General features: G+C 72.3%; 13 protein-coding genes and 1 pseudogene. 6 read left to right on the forward strand and 8 right to left on the reverse strand.

Annotated elements, in window-relative coordinates; all coding sequences use genetic code 11:
- Positions 1–46: 46 nt before the first annotated feature.
- Positions 47–436, forward strand: a complete 390-nt coding sequence (locus P0R35_RS01545) for a DUF7522 family protein (RefSeq protein WP_284013500.1) — start codon at positions 47–49, stop codon at positions 434–436.
- Positions 437–454: 18 nt separating this feature from the next.
- Here the strand turns inward: P0R35_RS01545 and P0R35_RS01550 are convergent, their stop codons facing one another.
- The 7 genes and pseudogenes from P0R35_RS01550 to P0R35_RS01580 form a co-directional block, all read right to left on the reverse strand.
- Positions 455–1,849, reverse strand: coding sequence for a M14 family zinc carboxypeptidase (locus tag P0R35_RS01550; protein ID WP_284013501.1), 1,395 nt, complete (start codon positions 1,847–1,849; stop codon positions 455–457).
- A 64-nt stretch (positions 1,850–1,913) separates the two neighbouring features.
- Positions 1,914–4,750: pseudogene (locus P0R35_RS01555) on the reverse strand (DEAD/DEAH box helicase).
- A gap of 118 nt (positions 4,751–4,868) precedes the next feature.
- Positions 4,869–5,018, reverse strand: coding sequence for a rubrerythrin-like domain-containing protein (locus P0R35_RS01560; RefSeq protein ID WP_284013503.1), 150 nt, complete (start codon positions 5,016–5,018; stop codon positions 4,869–4,871).
- A 148-nt stretch (positions 5,019–5,166) separates the two neighbouring features.
- Positions 5,167–6,309: an NAD(P)/FAD-dependent oxidoreductase gene (locus P0R35_RS01565; RefSeq protein WP_284013504.1), complete on the reverse strand. Its 1,143-nt coding sequence runs from the start codon at positions 6,307–6,309 to the stop codon at positions 5,167–5,169.
- A gap of 218 nt (positions 6,310–6,527) precedes the next feature.
- Entirely contained in the window at positions 6,528–7,529 is a 1,002-nt protein-coding gene (gene mvaD / locus P0R35_RS01570; protein WP_284013506.1) for a phosphomevalonate decarboxylase MvaD, read from the reverse strand.
- A 25-nt stretch (positions 7,530–7,554) separates the two neighbouring features.
- On the reverse strand, positions 7,555–9,330 hold the full coding sequence (locus P0R35_RS01575; protein ID WP_284013508.1) for a sensor histidine kinase: 1,776 nt from the start codon (positions 9,328–9,330) through the stop codon (positions 7,555–7,557).
- A gap of 46 nt (positions 9,331–9,376) precedes the next feature.
- Positions 9,377–10,231 (reverse strand): 3-hydroxyacyl-CoA dehydrogenase family protein, encoded by an 855-nt coding sequence (locus P0R35_RS01580; RefSeq protein WP_284013509.1) that lies wholly within the window; start codon positions 10,229–10,231, stop codon positions 9,377–9,379.
- Between the two features lie 174 nt (positions 10,232–10,405).
- On the opposite strand from P0R35_RS01580, the gene P0R35_RS01585 reads away from it, so the two are divergent.
- The 5 genes from P0R35_RS01585 (at position 10,406) to P0R35_RS01605 (ending at position 14,854) form a co-directional block, all read left to right on the forward strand.
- Positions 10,406–11,053 carry a DUF7409 domain-containing protein gene (locus P0R35_RS01585; protein WP_284013510.1) on the forward strand — a complete coding sequence of 216 codons (648 nt, stop codon included), beginning with the start codon at positions 10,406–10,408 and terminating at the stop codon, positions 11,051–11,053.
- Positions 11,054–11,154: 101 nt separating this feature from the next.
- Positions 11,155–11,967, forward strand: coding sequence for a class I fructose-bisphosphate aldolase (locus tag P0R35_RS01590; RefSeq protein WP_284013511.1), 813 nt, complete (start codon positions 11,155–11,157; stop codon positions 11,965–11,967).
- Positions 11,967–12,839 (forward strand): class 1 fructose-bisphosphatase, encoded by an 873-nt coding sequence (locus P0R35_RS01595; RefSeq protein WP_284013513.1) that lies wholly within the window; start codon positions 11,967–11,969, stop codon positions 12,837–12,839. Before P0R35_RS01590 ends, P0R35_RS01595 begins: the two co-directional genes overlap by 1 nt.
- Before the next feature lie 80 nt (positions 12,840–12,919).
- Entirely contained in the window at positions 12,920–14,578 is a 1,659-nt protein-coding gene (locus P0R35_RS01600) for a histidine kinase N-terminal 7TM domain-containing protein (protein ID WP_284013514.1), read from the forward strand.
- 48 nt (positions 14,579–14,626) lie between these two features.
- Positions 14,627–14,854, forward strand: coding sequence for a hypothetical protein (locus P0R35_RS01605; protein WP_284013515.1), 228 nt, complete (start codon positions 14,627–14,629; stop codon positions 14,852–14,854).
- Positions 14,855–14,943: 89 nt separating this feature from the next.
- Here the strand turns inward: P0R35_RS01605 and P0R35_RS01610 are convergent, their stop codons facing one another.
- Positions 14,944–16,827 (reverse strand): S9 family peptidase, encoded by a 1,884-nt coding sequence (locus P0R35_RS01610; RefSeq protein ID WP_284013516.1) that lies wholly within the window; start codon positions 16,825–16,827, stop codon positions 14,944–14,946.
- Positions 16,828–16,923: the final 96 nt, after the last annotated feature.

Consider the following 16,923-nt stretch of genomic DNA (forward strand, 5'->3'; position numbering starts at 1 on the left):
GACGCCGAACCGCACGGACTAACAGCGCCGAGGGCGGCCGTGAGGTATGCCCCAACTCCTTCCGGACGAGGCCGCCGACCGACTCGTCAGCACCTGTCGAACCACCGTCGGCGACAACGCGCGGTCGGTGACGTTCTTCTCGCGGACGGACCACGAGCAGCTGTACCTCCGCGACGACCTCGAGCAGGACGCCGACCTGATGGCGTTCATCGGCACGGAGCGACAGGACTTCGCGATGGCCAGCGACGGCTACTCCGGCACCGAGTTGGGCCAGTACCGGTACACCCTCCGGGTGTTCGAGAACGGCTACGCCATCCGCGTCGACGGCCGCGACAAGGGCGTACTCGTCACCTGCGACGGGATGGCGCTGCGCGACTTCAACCACCTCGCCAGCGCCGTGGGCGCGACGCTGGAGGAGTGGGAGGGCGACGACTGAGACGCCGGCCGGCGGTCGTCAGCGACGTCGCTTCTGCAGGGAGTCCAGACACGCCAGCCCGGCCCGCGCTTGGATCGCGACGAGGTCGCGGATCGGGACGACCTCGTAGTCGAGATCACGCTGGAGGTCGCCGATCCGATCGGTGAACACCCGCTCGACCGCCGCCTTCGCGTTGACGAGTCGCTCGCGAGCGTCGTCGTCGACCGTCATCGCGGCGGTATCGAGCGTCCGGAGCAGCATCCCCGCGTTCGTGAGCAGGTGGTACGTCCACGTGTACCGCTCTTCCACGCACTGGGCGACGGTCGCCGGTTCGTCGCCCGCGTCGTTCGACTCCGCCCACGCCAGCCGCGACTCGTCCTCCTCGGCGTACCAGTCGAACACGCCGCGCACCTCGCGGGCCATCGGCGTGTCGGGGAACTGGTCGGCCGTCGCGGCGACGGCCGCCCGGAACTCCCGGATCAGCCGGCGGCGGTCCTCGACGGCCGCCCGGATCACCGCCTCGCGGCTCCGGTCCAGTTCCGTCGTGTCCCCGACGCGGGGGTCGCGGAAGTACGGCAGTTCGACGACGACCTGCACCGGGGGGTCGCCGTCGGTCGCCCGTCGCGCGTAGTCGAACGCGTTGCCGCCGAGCAGCTCGGCCTCGCGGGGGTCGCCGTCGCCGGTCTGGGCGTCGTACCGGTCCTCGAACGTCGGGAGCCGGAACACGCCGTCCGCGAACGCCTCGTTCCGGTGGTCCTCGGGGTCGCCGCGGTTGAGGGGGACGCCGTGCTCCTCGGGGATGGACTGGAGCGTCCCGTGCAGCGGGTCCAGCCGCTCGGTGGCGTAGTAGTAACAGCCGCCGAAGGCGGCGTTGTGGAGGCTGAACAGGAACGCCGGGTCGTGCTCGTCGATCAGCGTCGCGAGCGCCCGCGTCCCCGGAGTCGGATCGTCGTAGGTGTACCCCTCGTGTCGGATCGGGAACGTCGCCTCGATCTGTTCGCTCGGCGGCGGGCGGTAGAAGTTCCCCGCGTAGTTCGACAGCGTGAACGGCCCGTCGAACCACCCCTCGTTGCGCCGGACGCCGTCGGGGTCGGCGACCGGGACGCAGACGAACTCGTAGTCGAGCGAGTCGCGGAGGGCGTCGTTCTCCGCGAGCTCGTGGAGCAGGAAGTCGACCGTGGTCGACCCGATGGGTTCGTTCGGGTGGGGGGCGCCGAACAGGAGGGCGCTCTCGGAGCCCTCCCCGACCGTGACGCTCCACAGCTCCTCCCCGTCGGGGGTCTCCCCGTGGGTGCGGTAGGCGACGTGGTCGTGGTCGTCGGCCAGCGCGCGGTCGCGCTCGCGGTGGTCGGCGACCCGGAGGAAGGAGTCGTATCGGGGGACCGCGTCGCCGAGCGCGTCGAACGTTCGCGGGGACGCCGTGTCGTCGCTCATCTCGCCGGTCTCGTCGCCGAACTGTCAACAAACTATCGGACGCCGCGCGGCGTCCGGTCGGCGGTCACTCCCAGAAGCTCTTGGTCCGCGCGTACTGGCGCTCCTGTTTGAGGATGTCGCGGTAGAAGTCGTCCTCGTTCTCCCGCAGTTTCCCGATGATCCGCGCGGCGTTGTGGGGGCCGACGCCGCGGGCCGCCAGCGCGATCACCGCCTGCTTGCCGTGTGCCTGCACGAGGTTCGCCGCCCGGTTCGCCTTGCGCGTCAGTTTCTCCTGTTCGTCGTCTTTGTCGTGCGCGCGGACCGCCGTCACGGTGTCCTCGTCCCACGGGTTCAGCGCCGCGATACGGGTCGACCCGCACTCCGGACACTCCGGCGTGTCGCGGACGCGCCGCACCTTCGTGCGCTGTTTCCACTCGCCGCAGTGGACGCACAACTGGATCACGTGGTCGTCCATGATCCGGTCGCGGATGGTCTCGATGACCGAGGCGTCGGCGTTCTCGGGGACGAGGAACTCCCGGCCCGACGAGCGCCCGTCCGTCCCGAGCGGGGTGCGCTCGCGGGCGGCGACCACCTCGACGTCGCCCGCGTGGATGGCGTCGAGCAACTCGGCGGTCTCCTCGACGGCCAGTTCCGTGTGGAACACCTCCCGCACCGCCTCGTCGAACACGGGCGTGTCCTCCAGCGCCGCCAGCAGTCGGTCGCCGCCGAAGCGCTTGTTCCCCTGGTAGCGCTTCAGCGCGCCGAACTTCGCGGCGACGTGCGCGAGGGTGAACTTCAGCGTGTCCGAGTTCTTCAACGCGAGCTCCAACAGCGCCTCGACGTGCGCGGGGTCGGTCTCCTCCAGCACCTCGATGACCGTGCCCGGGGTGACGCCGTTGGGCACCTCCAACTCGACGCGGTACGGGTCCGCCTCCATCCCGACCGACGAGCCGGTGCGCTGGCCGATGAGCGCCGAGAGGAGCCGGCCGAGCGTGCGGTTCACCTCGTGGCCGAAGGCGGCGTTGACCGCGATGGAGCGCCCGCGCCCCTCCACGACGATGCGGGAGTCGGTGGGCATCGGGTGGCCCGCCTCGGCGTGTTTCCGGACGGTGTCGAGGCCGACGCGGACCGTCCCGGCCGCCGCGGGGTACCGGCCGGCGAACTCGCGGGCGACCGCGTCGGTGTCGGCGCCGCGGGCGAACTGCGGCTCGGCGACGCGGCGCATCTCGCCCACCTCGCCGGCGACGGCGCGGGGGACCGGGATCTCCTGGCCGGTCCACGACGGCACCTCGCCGGCGGGGTCCTCGATGGGCGCGACGTTCACCTCCGCCTCCTCCTCGTCGATGTCGTTGATGCGCCACAGCTCGCCGCGCTGGATGAACGCCTCGCCCGGCTGGGCGAAGTTGACGACGAACCGCTCGTCGAGCGTGCCGATCTGTCGGCGCGAGGAGATGTCGTACACGTCGTACGTCTCCTCGTCGGGGATCATCGAGAGGTTCCGGTAGTAGTACTGCCACGTGCCGCCCGACGTCTCGAGCGTGTCGGCCTCCTCGTCGATCCACAGCAGGCGGTTCCCGGAGAGTTCGCGGGCGACCTCCCGGAACGTCGCCTCGTCGAGGTCGCGGAACGGGTACGCCCGGGTGATCAGGTCGTACGCCTCGCGCGCCTTGACCTCCCCTGTGTCCATCAGGAGGCCGACGATCTGGTTCGCGAGCGTGTCGAGGCTCATGTGGTGGATCCCCGAGTCCTCCACCTCCCCCGCGACGGCGCGCCGGGCGATGGCCAGCGCCTCCATCGTGTCGTCGGGGGCGTCGGTGACGACGGTGCCGCGGCTCACCTCGTCGCGGCGGTGGCCCGCGCGGCCGACGCGCTGGAGCAAGCGGGCGACCTCCCGCGGGGAGTTGTACTGGACGACGTGGTCGACGCGCCCCACGTCGATCCCCAACTCCATCGAGGAGGTGCAGACGAGGCCGTCGATCTCGCCGGCCTTGAACGCGTCCTCGACCTCGATCCGTGCCGCCTTCGACAGCGACCCGTGGTGGACGCCGATCGGTTCCTCGAGCGTCTTGAACCGCGAGCCGAGCGCCTCGGCCGTCTGGCGGGTGTTGACGAAGATCAGCACCGACTCGTTGTCCCGGACGACGTCGCGGATGAACCGGACGTGGCTGGCGATGTCGGGGTCGGTCGCCAGTTTCCCCGCGAGCCGTTCGTCCTCGGGCGTCACCTGCGGCGACACCACGTCGAACTCCACCTTGCTCCCCACGTCGACCTCGACGATCTCGCAGCCGCGGTCGCCGGTGAGGAACTTCCCGACCTCCGCGGGGTCGCCGACGGTCGCCGACAGCCCGATCCGCTGGAAGTCGCCCGCGAGTCGCCGGACGCGCTCCAGTCCGACGGTCAACTGGGCGCCGCGCTTCGACGCGGCGAGCCGTGGACCTCGTCGACGACGACGTGGTCGACGTCCGAGAGGGCGGCGCGGAGCTTCTCGCCCGTCAACATCGCCTGCAGCGTCTCCGGCGTCGTCACGAGCACGTCGGGCGGGTCGTCCGCCTGCTTGCTCCGCTGGTAGTCGCTGGTGTCGCCGTGGCGCACCTGCACGTCGAGGTCGAGGTACTCGCCCCACCACTCGAGGCGCTCGCGCATGTCGCGGTTGAGCGCCCGCAGCGGCGTCACGTACAGCGCGCCGAGTCCCTCCGGGCGCGTGTCCGCCAGCGCCGAGAGCACGGGGAGCATCGCCGTCTCCGTCTTCCCGGTGCCGGTCGGGGCGATCACGAGGGCGTCCTTCCCGGCCGCCAGCGGCGGGATCGCCCGGCGCTGGGGCGCGGTCGGCGTCGTGAAGCCGCGCTCCGACAGCGCCGCCCGCACCTCGTCGCCGAGCGCCGCGAAGGCGTCCATCCCCGTCGCTCGCGACGTGTCGCTCATCGCGCGTCGTAACGGCGCGACGGTGTTAAGGCTCGCGTTCCCGGTCGTGGCGGCCGCTGGCGGGGCGCGGACGCGACCGCAGAAACCGCGGTGTCGAGGTGGTCGGCCGGGGAGTCGCCTACTCGCGACTCACCGAGATGTTCTGGACCGGGGCGTCGCAGTTCGGGCACGTGCCCGGGTGGCTCGCCGACTGGGTTCGGCTCCCGCAGCCCACACACTCGAACAGACCCTCCGAACTGCTGTACGGATCGATGTCGATCGCTGGCATGAGTGAACGTATGTCACGACCGTTCCTAAGCGTTGTCTACAGATGCCTCCGAAGGAACATAGGTCATAATACGCGTATGTATTGACGCGCGTCCAGTCCCGACGCCCCGCTACGGGCGGGACGGGACGGGGCGCGTCGGCGGCCGCAGCTACAGCAACTCCTCCTCGGCGAGTTTGAGCGCGCGGTCGACGGCGCCGACGGACGTGAGGTAGCCCGCGCCGACGCCGGCCTTCGACGCCTTCGCGGCCGCGCCGGTGAGCACCGTGGGCCCCAGTTGAGCGACGGCGCCGTCGCCGACGGAGACGAGCCAGCCGGGCACCTGGAAGCGGTAGCGCGCGAGCCGCGGCGCGAAGTCGTCCGGGGCGGCGTCGCGCTCGTGGTCGACGAGGCGGCCGACGTTCTCGGCGACGGTCTTCGCCTCGCGGATGGCCGCCGACGCCGACGCCGGCACCGGCTCGCCGTCGGCGTCGACCGCGCGGGCGGCGTCGCCCAGCGCGAACGTCCGGTCGGTCAGGCGCAGGTCCGCCCGGACCACCGGCCGGTCGCCGTCGACCGCGTCGTCGCCGGCGATGCCGCCGGTCCAGACGAGTTGGTCGTAGCGGAGGTCGCCGTCGTCCGTGACGATGCGGTCGTCGTACACCGCCTCGACGGCGGTGCCCGTCTCGACGTCGACGCCCCGCTCGGAGAGCTGCTCGCGGACGGCGCGCCGGAAGTTCGCCGGGAAGTTCGGCGCCACCTCGTCCAACTGCTCGACGAGCACGACCTCGACGTCGTCGGGCACGTCGGCGCCCTCCTCGCCGGCGAGTGCGGTCAGTTCCCCGGCGACCTGCACGCCCGACAACCCCGCACCCCCGACCACGACCCGGCCGCCGTCGGCGACGACGTCGAGGAACTCCTCGCGGATCCGCGCCGCGTCGTCGAGCGACTTCAGCGGCGTCGCGTGTTCCCGGAGCCCCTCGATGCCGTAGTACGCCGTCTCGGAGCCGAGACACACCGCGCCGTAGTCCCACTCGACGGCGTCGCCGGACGCCAACTCCGCGCGCCCGGCGTCGGCGTCGACGTCGTCGACGCGGTCGACGACCAACTCGGCGCGGTCGAGGAGGTCCGCGACGGGCACCGAGATGGCGTCCGCGACGGCCGGCCGTCGGATCGCGCGGTGGGTCTCGTGGACGAGGACGTGCTCCTCGCCGTCGTTGACGAGGGTGATGTCGACGTCGGGCGGGAGACGCGATTCGAGCTTGCGTGTCAGGGCGACGCCGGCGTAGCCGGCGCCGAGGACGGCGACGTGCATCTGTGTGCCGAGTACGGGGTGCGCGGGTAAGGACGTGACGGGGACGGGGGGCGAACGTTCTTCACCGAGCACGCGACCAGCCCCGGCGATGCGCTGAACGCGGCCCGCGGGCGGCCGAGGCGGGAGCGCGGTGCACCGCCCGCGGGACGACGCCCGACGCGCGGAGGGCGCCCCGCGCCGCACCGCCCGTCAGCCCCCCACCGAGCGACGGCGCCGGTTCAGAACAGCGCCTTCGACTCCGTGAGCACGCGCGCCGGGCCGCCGACCTCCCAGATCTCCGTCTCGACGCCGACCTGCGCGATCCGTTCCTCGACGCGCTCGGCGTACTCCGCGGGCGTGTTGACGTAGACGCTCGCGCCGGTGTCCGTCGAGAAGTAGACGGGGACGTCCTCCTCCTCGCGGAGTTCGCGCACGGCGTTGAACACGGCGATCGTCTCGGGCTGCCAGTACACCCAGCCGGCGGGCCCGGTCATCGTCGTCGCCGTCAGCGACAGCGAGTCGTGCTCGGCGATCTCGAAGATGCCCGAGAACTCCCCCGTGCGGAGCCGGTCGCGCATCCGCTGGAGCTGTTCGTGGACGTGCGCCATCCGGGCGTCGAACATGTGGCTCGCCTCGGCCTCGCGGTGTGCCTCCTCGGTCTCCTTGTACGCGGGCACGAGCGCGGTGACGACGCGGAGGTCCTCCTCCGGGTCGAAGCCGTCGGGGCCGACGCCGACGTCGAGGCGCTCCGAGCGGCAGTCCTCGTCGTTCATCCCGGCGTAGAGGACGGAGTACGCGCCGGTGACCGCGCGGGCGGCCGACGACGAGCCCCGCCGGGCGACCGTCGAGATCTCAGGGCGCGTCATGTCGAGGCCCGCGGCCTCGACGAGCGACGTCGCCAGCGCCGCGAAGCCGGACGACGAGGAGCCGAACCCGACGTTCGACGGGAACGAGTTCTCCGACTCGACGCGGACGCCGGCGTCGAGGTCGGCGAGGTCGCGGACGTAGTCGGTCACCAGCCGGATCCGTTCGGCGCCGCGCCCCTCGACGACGTCGCCGTCGATGCGGTACTCGTCGTCGTCGGGCGTCGCGTCCGGCTGCCACTCGACGGTCGTCGTCGTCCGCGACGGGGCGGTACAGAGGCTGATCGAGTCGTGGTACGGGAGCCGTCGCTCGGCGTCGCGCATCCCGTGGTACTTCACGAGGCCCTGGATCGGGTGGGCCGTCGCGGTGGCCTTCATGTCCGCCGAACGGAGGTGGCGGGGGTTAGTCGTTCCGAATGTCGCGACCCGGCGCGCGGTCGGCGTCGCGCCCGCCGTCGACCGGCGTCACCCGCCGCACGCCGCGGACCACGAACCGGGCGCCGTCGGCCGCGGGGTCGACCTCGACCGTCCAGCCGTGTGCCTCGGCGACCGACCGGACGATGGCGAGGCCGATGCCGGTGCCGCCCCCGCCGGAGTTGCCCTCCTCGAAGGCGGTGTCGTGGAGGGCCGGCGGGAGGCCCGGCCCGTCGTCCCCCACGGCGAACCAGCCGTCGCCCGCCTCCACGGTGACGGTCACGTCGTCGCCGCCGTGTTCGACGGCGTTGCGGACGAGGTTCTCGAACAGCCTGTCGAGCCGGCCCGAGTCCGCGACGACGACCGTGTCCTCGGGCACTTCGACCGCGAGCGAGGCCGACGCGGTGTCGACGTGTCGCCACGCGCGTCGCGCGGTCTCCGCCAGCGGGACCGGCTCGGTGTCCGGGTCGTCCGTGCGAGCCAGCGTGAGCAGGTCGCCGACGATGGCGTCGAGCCGGTCGTGGGCCTCGGCGACCCGGTCGAAGTGGTCGTCGTTCCCGGTCTCGTGCGCGAGTTCGAGGTACCCCTCGGCGACGGCCAACGGGTTGCGGAGGTCGTGACTGACGACCCCCGCGAAGCGGTCGAGCTTCTCGTTGCGCCGGCGGAGCTCCGCCTCCCGGTCGCGCCGTTCCGTGACGTCGCGGAACAGGTACACCGCCGCGAGTTCGCTCCCGGCCGTGTCGGCCATCGAGGACCGGTGCACGTCGTACGTGCGGCTCTCGCCGGTCGCGTCGAGCAGTTCGACGCTCCCGACGGCACCCTCCCTCCGGGCGCCGTCGGCGTCGCGACCATCGTCGCCGTCGGCGGACCCGCCGGTCGCCGTCGGGTCGTGCCGCGTCGCGAGGAACGCCGCCAGCGGGTCGGAGGCGAGTTCGTCGACGGGCTTGCCGACCGGGTCGGGACCGAGGTAGCGCCACATCGTGCGGTTGTAGTCGACCAGCGCGCCGTCGCGGTCCACGACGAGCACGCCGTCGTCGATGTGGTCGAGGACGATGCCGCGGGCGACCGGCGCGGCGTCGAGCATCCGGTAGCGGTACACGCCCACGGCGACGAGCGCGCCGGCCGCGGGCACGGTGACGACCGTCGGGTCGAACAGGAGCGTCGTCGGGACGGCGACCGCGGCCGCGTTCGACAGCCACGGCACCAGCGCGAAGGCGACGACGACCGCCGCCTGCCGCCGGAACAGGTGACGCGTTCGGATCGCTCGGCGGACGACCAACACCGTCCCGGCCCCGACGAGCAGGTACGCGTACCCGACGTGGGTCCAGTAGAGCGGCCCCCGAGCGAAGTCGCCGCGGGGGACGCCCGCCCGCACCACGTAGTCGCCGGCGCCGTAGAACAGTCCGTGGACGTGGGTCGTGGCGATGCCCGCGGCGACGACCGCGGCGACGGCCCCGAGTCCGACGACCGCCCGCCGCCCGGTTACGCGGTCCGCCTCGGCGTAGCCGGCCGTGAACAGGAAGAAGGTGGGCGCGATGACCGCGAACCCGACCTGTCTGGCCTGCCGCCAGAACAGTAGCTCGCCGACGCCGTCGGCCGTGAAGCCGCCGAGGGTCGCGAACGCGGTCCACGCGGCGGCGACCAGCAGCGCCGCCAGCGGCGCGGCGCCGCGCTGGTCGCGGTGGCGCCACGCGAGCGCCCCGGCCCACCCGGCCACGAGCCCGGCGGCCGCGACGAGGACGGCCACGTCCGCGCGAGGTATCACTGCCGAAGGGGGCCGGTGTCGTAATAAAAGAGTAACGCCCCGGGTCTCAGTACTCGTAGAACCCCCTCCCGGTCTTCTTGCCGAGGTCGCCGGCGGCGACCTTCCGCTTCAGGAGGTACGCGGGCTTGTAGCGGTCGCCCAGCTCCTCGTGGAGCGTCTCGCTGGCGTCGAGACAGATGTCGAGGCCGATGTGGTCGGCGAGTTCGAGCGGGCCCATCGGGACGTTCGTCCCGAGTTTCATCCCCTTGTCCATGTCCTCCTTGGAGGCGACGCCCTCGTCGTACGCGCGGATCCCCTCGTTGATCCACGGCATCAGGACGCGGTTGGTGACGAACCCCGGCTTGTCGTCGCTCTCCCACGTCTCCTTGCCGAGGTCCTCGGCGAACGCGTGTGCGAAGTCGGTCGCCTCGGGGGCCGTCTTCTCGCCGGTGACGACCTCGACGCCCGTCATGATCGGGACGGGGTTCATGAAGTGGAGGCCGACGACGAGCTCCTCGCGGTCGGTCGCCGACGCGATGGTCGTGATCGACAGCGTCGAGGTGTTCGTCGCGAGCACCACGTCGTCGTCGGTCACGTCCTCGAGGTCCGCGAAGACATCCCGTTTCACCTCCATGTCCTCCAGCGCCGCCTCGACGACGAGGTCGGCGTCCGCCAGGTCCGCGAGGTCGGTGGTGCCGGCGATCCGGTCGCGGATCGCCCCGGGGTCCTCGTCGAGCGCGCCCTTGTCGGCGAGGCGCGACAGCGACGACTCGATCGCGTCGAAGCCGTTCTCGACGAACTCGGGCTCGATGTCGCGCATCACCACGTCGTAGCCGGCGGTCGCGGCGACCTGTGCGATGCCGTTGCCCATCGTGCCCGCGCCGACGACGCCGACCGTCGCGATCTCGGAGAGGTCTCGCATGGGGAGGGCTCCCCCGGCGGCCACCGTAAGCGTAGCGGAGCGTCCCCCCGGTCGCCCCGTCGCGGAAGCCGTCGATGCGACTCACGTGACGCGTCTGACGAATTATCCGAGGCCGTCGATCGGCGCAGAAAGATTAAAGCGTTCGGCTCCGAGGGACCCAACAGGTGACTAGGTGTGGGGGATGACGTACGGGAGTTGAAGTACGTGGGACCGGCGACGGCGGCGGTGCTCGCGGACGCGTCGTTCGGGGCCGACGACGTCCGCGCCAAGCGCGTCTCGTTCCGGATGCTGCTCGACGCGGGCGTCAACCCCGGCGTCGCCGCCCGGATCCGTCGCGAGCACTCGCTGGCGTGGTCGTTCGAGTCCGAGGGCGAGGACCTCCGCCGTCGCTCCTCGCAGATCCGCGGCCTCGGCGACGACGAGCGCGCGTGGGTCGCGGCGTCGTCGGGCGACTGGCAGGCCGGCGACGCCCCCGACGCCGACGACGCCGGGGCGTCGGCCCCCACGGACGCCGACGGGGACGCCGACGCCGAACGGGCGTGGGTGGCCGCCGCGGGGGACGGGGGCGGGGACTCGGCGAAGGCCGACGGCTCCGGCGACCCGGTCGCCGCGGAGTCGGCGTGGCGCGAACGGTCGCGACCGACGCCCGTCGGCGACGTGGACGGGGTGACGCCGGCTGACGCCGCCGACCTCGCGGAGGCGGGCATCACCTCCGCCCGCGCGCTGGCGATCGCCGACCCGGAGGAGGTGGCCGCGGCGCTGGAACGCGACCCCGAGCGCGTCGCCGACCTCCGCGACGCCGCCGCCGAGTACCTCGACTGACGGACGCCGCTACTCGGGTCCGAGTGATACCCTCGACCGAGTAAACATCAGTTCGAATACACCACTCGATTTATGCGTCCCGACGTTGCCTGGACGTACGTATGATTCCCGACGCGGACGCGGCGATCTCCCGGGACGGTAAGTCGCTCATCCTGGCGTACGACCACGGCATCGAACACGGACCGGTCGACTTCAAGCCGAACCCCGAGACGGCCGACCCCGAGCGCGTGTTCGACCTGGCCGCCCACGACGCGGTCACCGCGTTCGCGGTCGGGAAGGGCGTCGCCGAGGCGTACTACCCGAGCTACGCCGACGACGTGGCGCTGCTCGCGAAGCTCAACGGCACGTCGAACCTCTGGATGGGCGAGCCGAACTCGGCGGTGAACTGGTCGGTCGACTACGCCGCCGAGATGGGTGCGTCCGCCATCGGGTTCACCCTGTACGGGGGCTCGAACCACGAGGTCGAGATGGCCGAGGAGTTCCGCGAGGCGCAGGAGGCCGCCCGCGACCACGGGCTGGGCGTCGTCATGTGGTCGTACCCGCGCGGGCAGGGCCTGAGCAACGACACGGCCCCGGACACCATCGCGTACGCCGCGCGGCTCGGACTGGAGCTGGGCGCGGACGTCGCGAAGGTGAAGTACCCCGGCTCGACGGCGGCGATGGAGAAGGCCGTCCGCATGGCGGGCCCGACGAAGGTCGTGATGTCCGGCGGGACGATGACGAACGACCGGGCGTTCCTCGAGTCGGTCGCCGGGGCGCTGGAGGGCGGCGCGAAGGGGCTCGCGGTCGGCCGCAACGTGTTCCAGCGCGAGAACCCCGTCGAGATCCTCGACGCGCTCGAGGCGCTCGTCTTCGAGGGCGCCGGCGTCGAGGAGGCGCTCGAACACACCTCCGCGGTGGCCGCGGACGACTGATGGCGGGTCGGGACCCCGAGGCGGTCGCCGAGTCGGCGCTGGACGCGGTCGCGGCCGTCGCCCCCGAGGTCCGCGACGGCCTCCCGGGGCGCCGGCGCTACCTCGACGGCGAGAACCCCTCGGGCGAGCGGGTGCTCGCGGCCGACGTGTTCGCCGACGAGCTGCTGGAGTCGGCGCTGGGCGACGCCGACGGCGTCGGCACGTACGCCAGCGAGGAACGCGCGGCGCCCGTCGACGTCGGCGACGGCGCGGTCTCGGTCGCGGTCGACCCCCTCGACGGCTCGTCGAACCTCCGGTCGAACAACCCGATGGGCACCGTCGTCGCCGTGTACGACGGGCCGCTCCCAGCCTCCGGCCGCGACCTCGTCGCGGCGGGGTTCGTCCTGTACGGCCCGGTGACGACGATGGTCGCGGGCGTCGGTCCGCCGGGCGAGGCCGCCGTCGACGAGTTCCTCGTCGGCGACGGGGGCGACCGCGAGGAGCTCGGCGCGCTCCACCTCCCCGACGAGCCGACGGTGTACGGCTTCGGCGGCCGGGTCCCCGACTGGCCCGCCGACTTCGCGGCCTACGTCGACGAGGTGGAAGACGAACTGAAGCTCCGGTACGGCGGGGCGATGATCGCCGACGTGAGCCAGGTGCTCGCCTACGGCGGCGTGTTCGGCTACCCCGCTCTGGAGTCGGCGCCGGACGGGAAGCTCCGCCTCCAGTTCGAGGGGAACCCCGTCGCGTACCTCGTCGAGTGTGCCGGCGGTCGGTCCTCGACGGGCGACGGCTCCATCCTCGACGTCGAGGCGACCGGGCTCCACCAGCGCGTCCCGGTCCACGTCGGCAACGCCGCGCTCGTCGAGCGGCTCGAGGCGGCGCTGGCGTGAGCCGCGTCGGGCGCGCCGTCCGGTATCCGCGCTGAGAACTGGAGCGACAGCTATCTACGTGCCGTTCCGAACCACCCGGCGTGACAGCCGTCGCCGTCGCGCTCCCGGTGCTCTCGTTGCTCGCGGCGGCGGTGTCCGCCGGCATCGCGCTCGTCGCCTACCGACGGCGCACTCGGCCGGGCGCCCTCGCGCTCGCGGTGTTGACGCTCAGCTCGGCCGTGTGGACGGCGTCGTCCGCGGTCGCGCTCGGCACGTTCGACCCGGGCACACGGCAGGCGATGGAGACGCTGGTGTACCTCGGGCGCGGGACGCTGCCGGTCGCGTGGCTCGTCTTCGCCGTCTCGTACGCCGGGCTCTCCGACCGCTTCTCGCCGGCCCACCTCGTCGCCGTCTCGGTCGTCCCGGCGACGGCGTTCCTGCTCACGGCCACCGCCCCGCTGCACGACCTCCTGTGGACCGACTACCGGGTCGTCGGCTCGGCCGTCGCCGGCGTCCGGTTCGACCCGGGCCCGCTGTTCTACCTGCACGTCGGCTACTCGTACGCGCTCATCGGCCTCGGGACGCTGGTCCTCGGGTGGGCGCTCGCCGGCGACGACAGACTCCGCTCGATGGAGGGAGTGGCCGTCGCCCTCGGCTCCGGGCTGGCGTTCGTGGCCAGCCTCTCGTGGCTGTTCGGCGTGGTCCCGGTGCCCGGCGTCGACCCGACGCCGATGGTGTTGTCGGTGTCGTGTGTGCTGTTCGCCGTCGTGGTGTTCCGGCGGGACCTGATCGGCCGCTCGCCGGCGCCGCGCGTCCTCGGGCGGCGCGTGGCCCTCGAAGGGTTCAGCGACGCCGTCCTCATCACCGACGCCGAGGGACGGGTGGTCGACGCCAACGCCTCCGCCCGCGAGCGCCTCCCGACGGAGCCGGTCGGCGAACCGGTCGCGGGCCTGCTCGACGCCGCGACGGCGCCCGCGGCCGGCCGCCACGACCTCCGCGTCCCGACGGTCGACGGCCCGAAGCCGTTCTCGGTGTCGGTGTCGCCCGTGCGCAACCGCTTCGGGCGGTCGATCGGCTCAACGTGCGTCCTGCGGGACGTGAGCGGTCGCGAGCGCCGCGAACAGCGCCTCGCCGTGTTGAGTCGCGTCCTCCGGCACAACCTCCGCAACGACGTGAACGTGATCCGCGGCCACGCCGCGACCGCCGACGGGGCCACGGCCGACGACGACCGCGCGATCGCCGCGATGGAGCGCTCCGCCGACCGCCTCGCCGGGCTCAGCAGGAAGGCCGGCACCGTCGAGCGGGTCGTCGCGGCGGAGTCGGAGCCGGTCGGCGAGGTCGACGTCGGGGCGGTGTTCGGCGACGCCGTCGACCGCGTCGCCGCGTCGTACCCGGCGGTGCGGTTCGAGTCCACGGTCGAGGCGGACCGCCCGGTCCGTGCCGACCGTGAGGTGCTGTACGCCGTCGCCGAGAACCTCGTCGAGAACGCCGCGAAGCACGGCGACGGCACCGTGCGCGTGGCGACGAGCGTCGCCGCCGACGGCGCCCACGTCGAGGTCGTCGTCGTCGACGACGGCCCCGGCCTCCCGGACCAGGAGCGCGAGACGCTGTTGGCCGACACCGAACGGCCGCTCCAACACTCCTCGGGGCTGGGGCTGTGGGTCGTCCGCTGGGGCGTCGGCGTCGTCGGCGGCCGCCTCGACGTCTCGTCGGCCGACCCCACCGGCACCCGGATCGCGGTCGAGCTTCCGGCGGCGTGACCTCCCGGAACCGACAGACACACGACTCGCCGGTCGCGAGTACGGGCGATGAGAGACCGCTACAAGGCGCTCATGCTGCGGAGTTTCAAGGACGCCATGGACGTCGTCGACGAGTACAACACGTGGTCCGCGGAGGCGTTCGACGAGTCGTCGCCGGTGCCGCCGCAGGCGGTGCCGAAGGTCGCGATGATGCTGTACCAGAGCCGCGTGATGGACGGGTGGGGCGGCGAGGGCGGGTTCGACGTGCCCGAGTTCGACGACAAGATGTTCGACTGACGCCGCCGACCGGGCGACCCGCCCGAGGGGGTGCCCCGTCACGGAGCGGAGGGGGGAAGCGACGGGCGACGCGCGACCGCCGACGGCCCTCAGTCGTCGCCGGCGACGACGTCCGCCTCGACGGTTCCGACCCGCCGGTCGAGGAAGTCGTCGAGCAGTTCCAGGCTCCGGATCTTGTCGTCGATGTCCGAGGAGCCGTGGCCCTCCTCGCCCAGTTCCTCGTACTCGTAGTCGGTGCCGGCCTCGAAGCCGGCTTCGTCGAGCGCGTCGCGGAGGATCCGCGCCTGCGACACCGGCACCCGCCGGTCGTTGACGCCGTGGACGATGAGCAGCGGCGCGTCGACGTTCTCGACGTGGGTGACCGGCGAGCGCTCCTCGTACAGGGCGGCGTTGTCGTCGGGTTCGCCGAGGTACTTCACCATCAGCTCCGACCGGAAGTGCGGCATCGTGTTCTCGGCCATGTCGAACAGGTCCGAGAGGCCGACCCACGTGACGCCCGCCGCGTACAGGTCGGGGAACTGGACCAACTGCCAGTTCGCCGAGTAGCCGCCGTAGGAGCCGCCGTACACGACGACGCGGTCCTCGTCGAGCCAGTCGTACGTCGAGAGGACGTGCTCGGCCGCGGTCGCCACGTCGCCCTGCTCGGCGCCGCCCCAGTCGTCGTACAGTTCCTCGACGAACTCGCGGCCGCGGCCGGTCGACCCGCGGTAGTTCACCTGCAGCACGGAGAACCCACGGGAGAGGAGGAACTGCGTGCGATAGCTGAACGAGAGGCGGTCGTGGTGGCGCGGGCCGCCGTGGGGGTTGACGACGAGCGGCGACGGACGCTCCCCCGAGTCGTAGAAGACGGCGCCGATCTCCAGTTCCTCGTAGGGGTCGTGCTCGACCGCCCGCTGGGGCGTCTCGGGGACGCCGTCGGACTCGACGGTGAAGTACTCGGCGTCGACGAAGTCGTCGGGCGAGAAGGGGCCGTACTCGGCTTCCAGCACCGTCTCGTACTCGTCGGTGTCGAGGTCGTACGCGAGCAGCTCCGGCCGCGCCGTCGGCGTCGTGTGCTGGACGAGCACGCGACCGTCGGCCAGCGGCGTGTCGTCGGTCAGCGACGCGACGCCGCTGGGGAGGTCGAGTTCCCGGCCCTCGCCCGTCTCCGCGTCGTAGACGACGGCGACGTCCTCGGCGTCGCGCTGTCGGGTGGCGAGGAAGCGGTCGCCGTCGGGGAGGAAGAAGGCCGGCTCCTCCTCGTAGGCGCCGTCGCCGAACCACGTCACCGAGGCCGTGTCGAAGTCGTACACGCCGCAGCGACCCTTGTCGGCGGAGTTGTCCCCCACCAACAGCGCGTCGCCGTCGGGGTGCCAGTCGGCGGGGGCCGACTCCGCACCCGTCTCGCCGATCTCGAGGTTCCGGGCGTTCGACCCGTCGATATCCGCGACGAACACGTCGGCGTTGTCGTAGTCGTCGGACTCGTTCGTCATGAACGCGAAGCGCTCGCCGTCGGGCGACAGCTCCGCCGTCCACACCGCCCGGTCGTAGTCGGTGAGCTTCGTCGTCTCGCCCGACGGGAGGTCGTGGCGGTAGACGTTCATCTGCCCGTCGGCGTTCGAGCCGACGAGCAACGTCTCGCCGTCGTCGCCGACGGCCTGCAGGGTGACCTGCCCGTCCATCTCGACGACCGGTTCGGCGTTCCCGTCGCGGTCGATGGCGTGGACGTCGTTCTGTTCGTTGCCGGCCTCGTCGAGGTGGAAGAACACGCGGTCGCCGGCGGCGTCCCACGCGAAGCCGTGGCGGGCGTCCTTGGGCACCTGCCCGTCGGACCACTGGCTCAGGTCCCCGGTCGCGGGGTCGAGGAGGTACAGTTCGTTGCGGCCGTCGACGTCGTAGTACAGCGCCACCTCGTCGCCGTCGGGCGTCGGCGCGGGGTGGGCCATCGTCGGCAACTCGGCGAGGGCTCGGAGGGTGTCGTCGGTGTCGCTCACGGCAGTAGGTGCGCTCGAAGGCACTTCAACGTGTTCGCAGCGCCGTTCGGGGGCCGTGCGCCGGTCCGCGCCGCGGGCCGGCGCCCATGGAAAACC

This window comes from Halobaculum litoreum, from assembly GCF_030127125.1.
Lineage (GTDB): Archaea > Halobacteriota > Halobacteria > Halobacteriales > Haloferacaceae > Halobaculum > Halobaculum litoreum.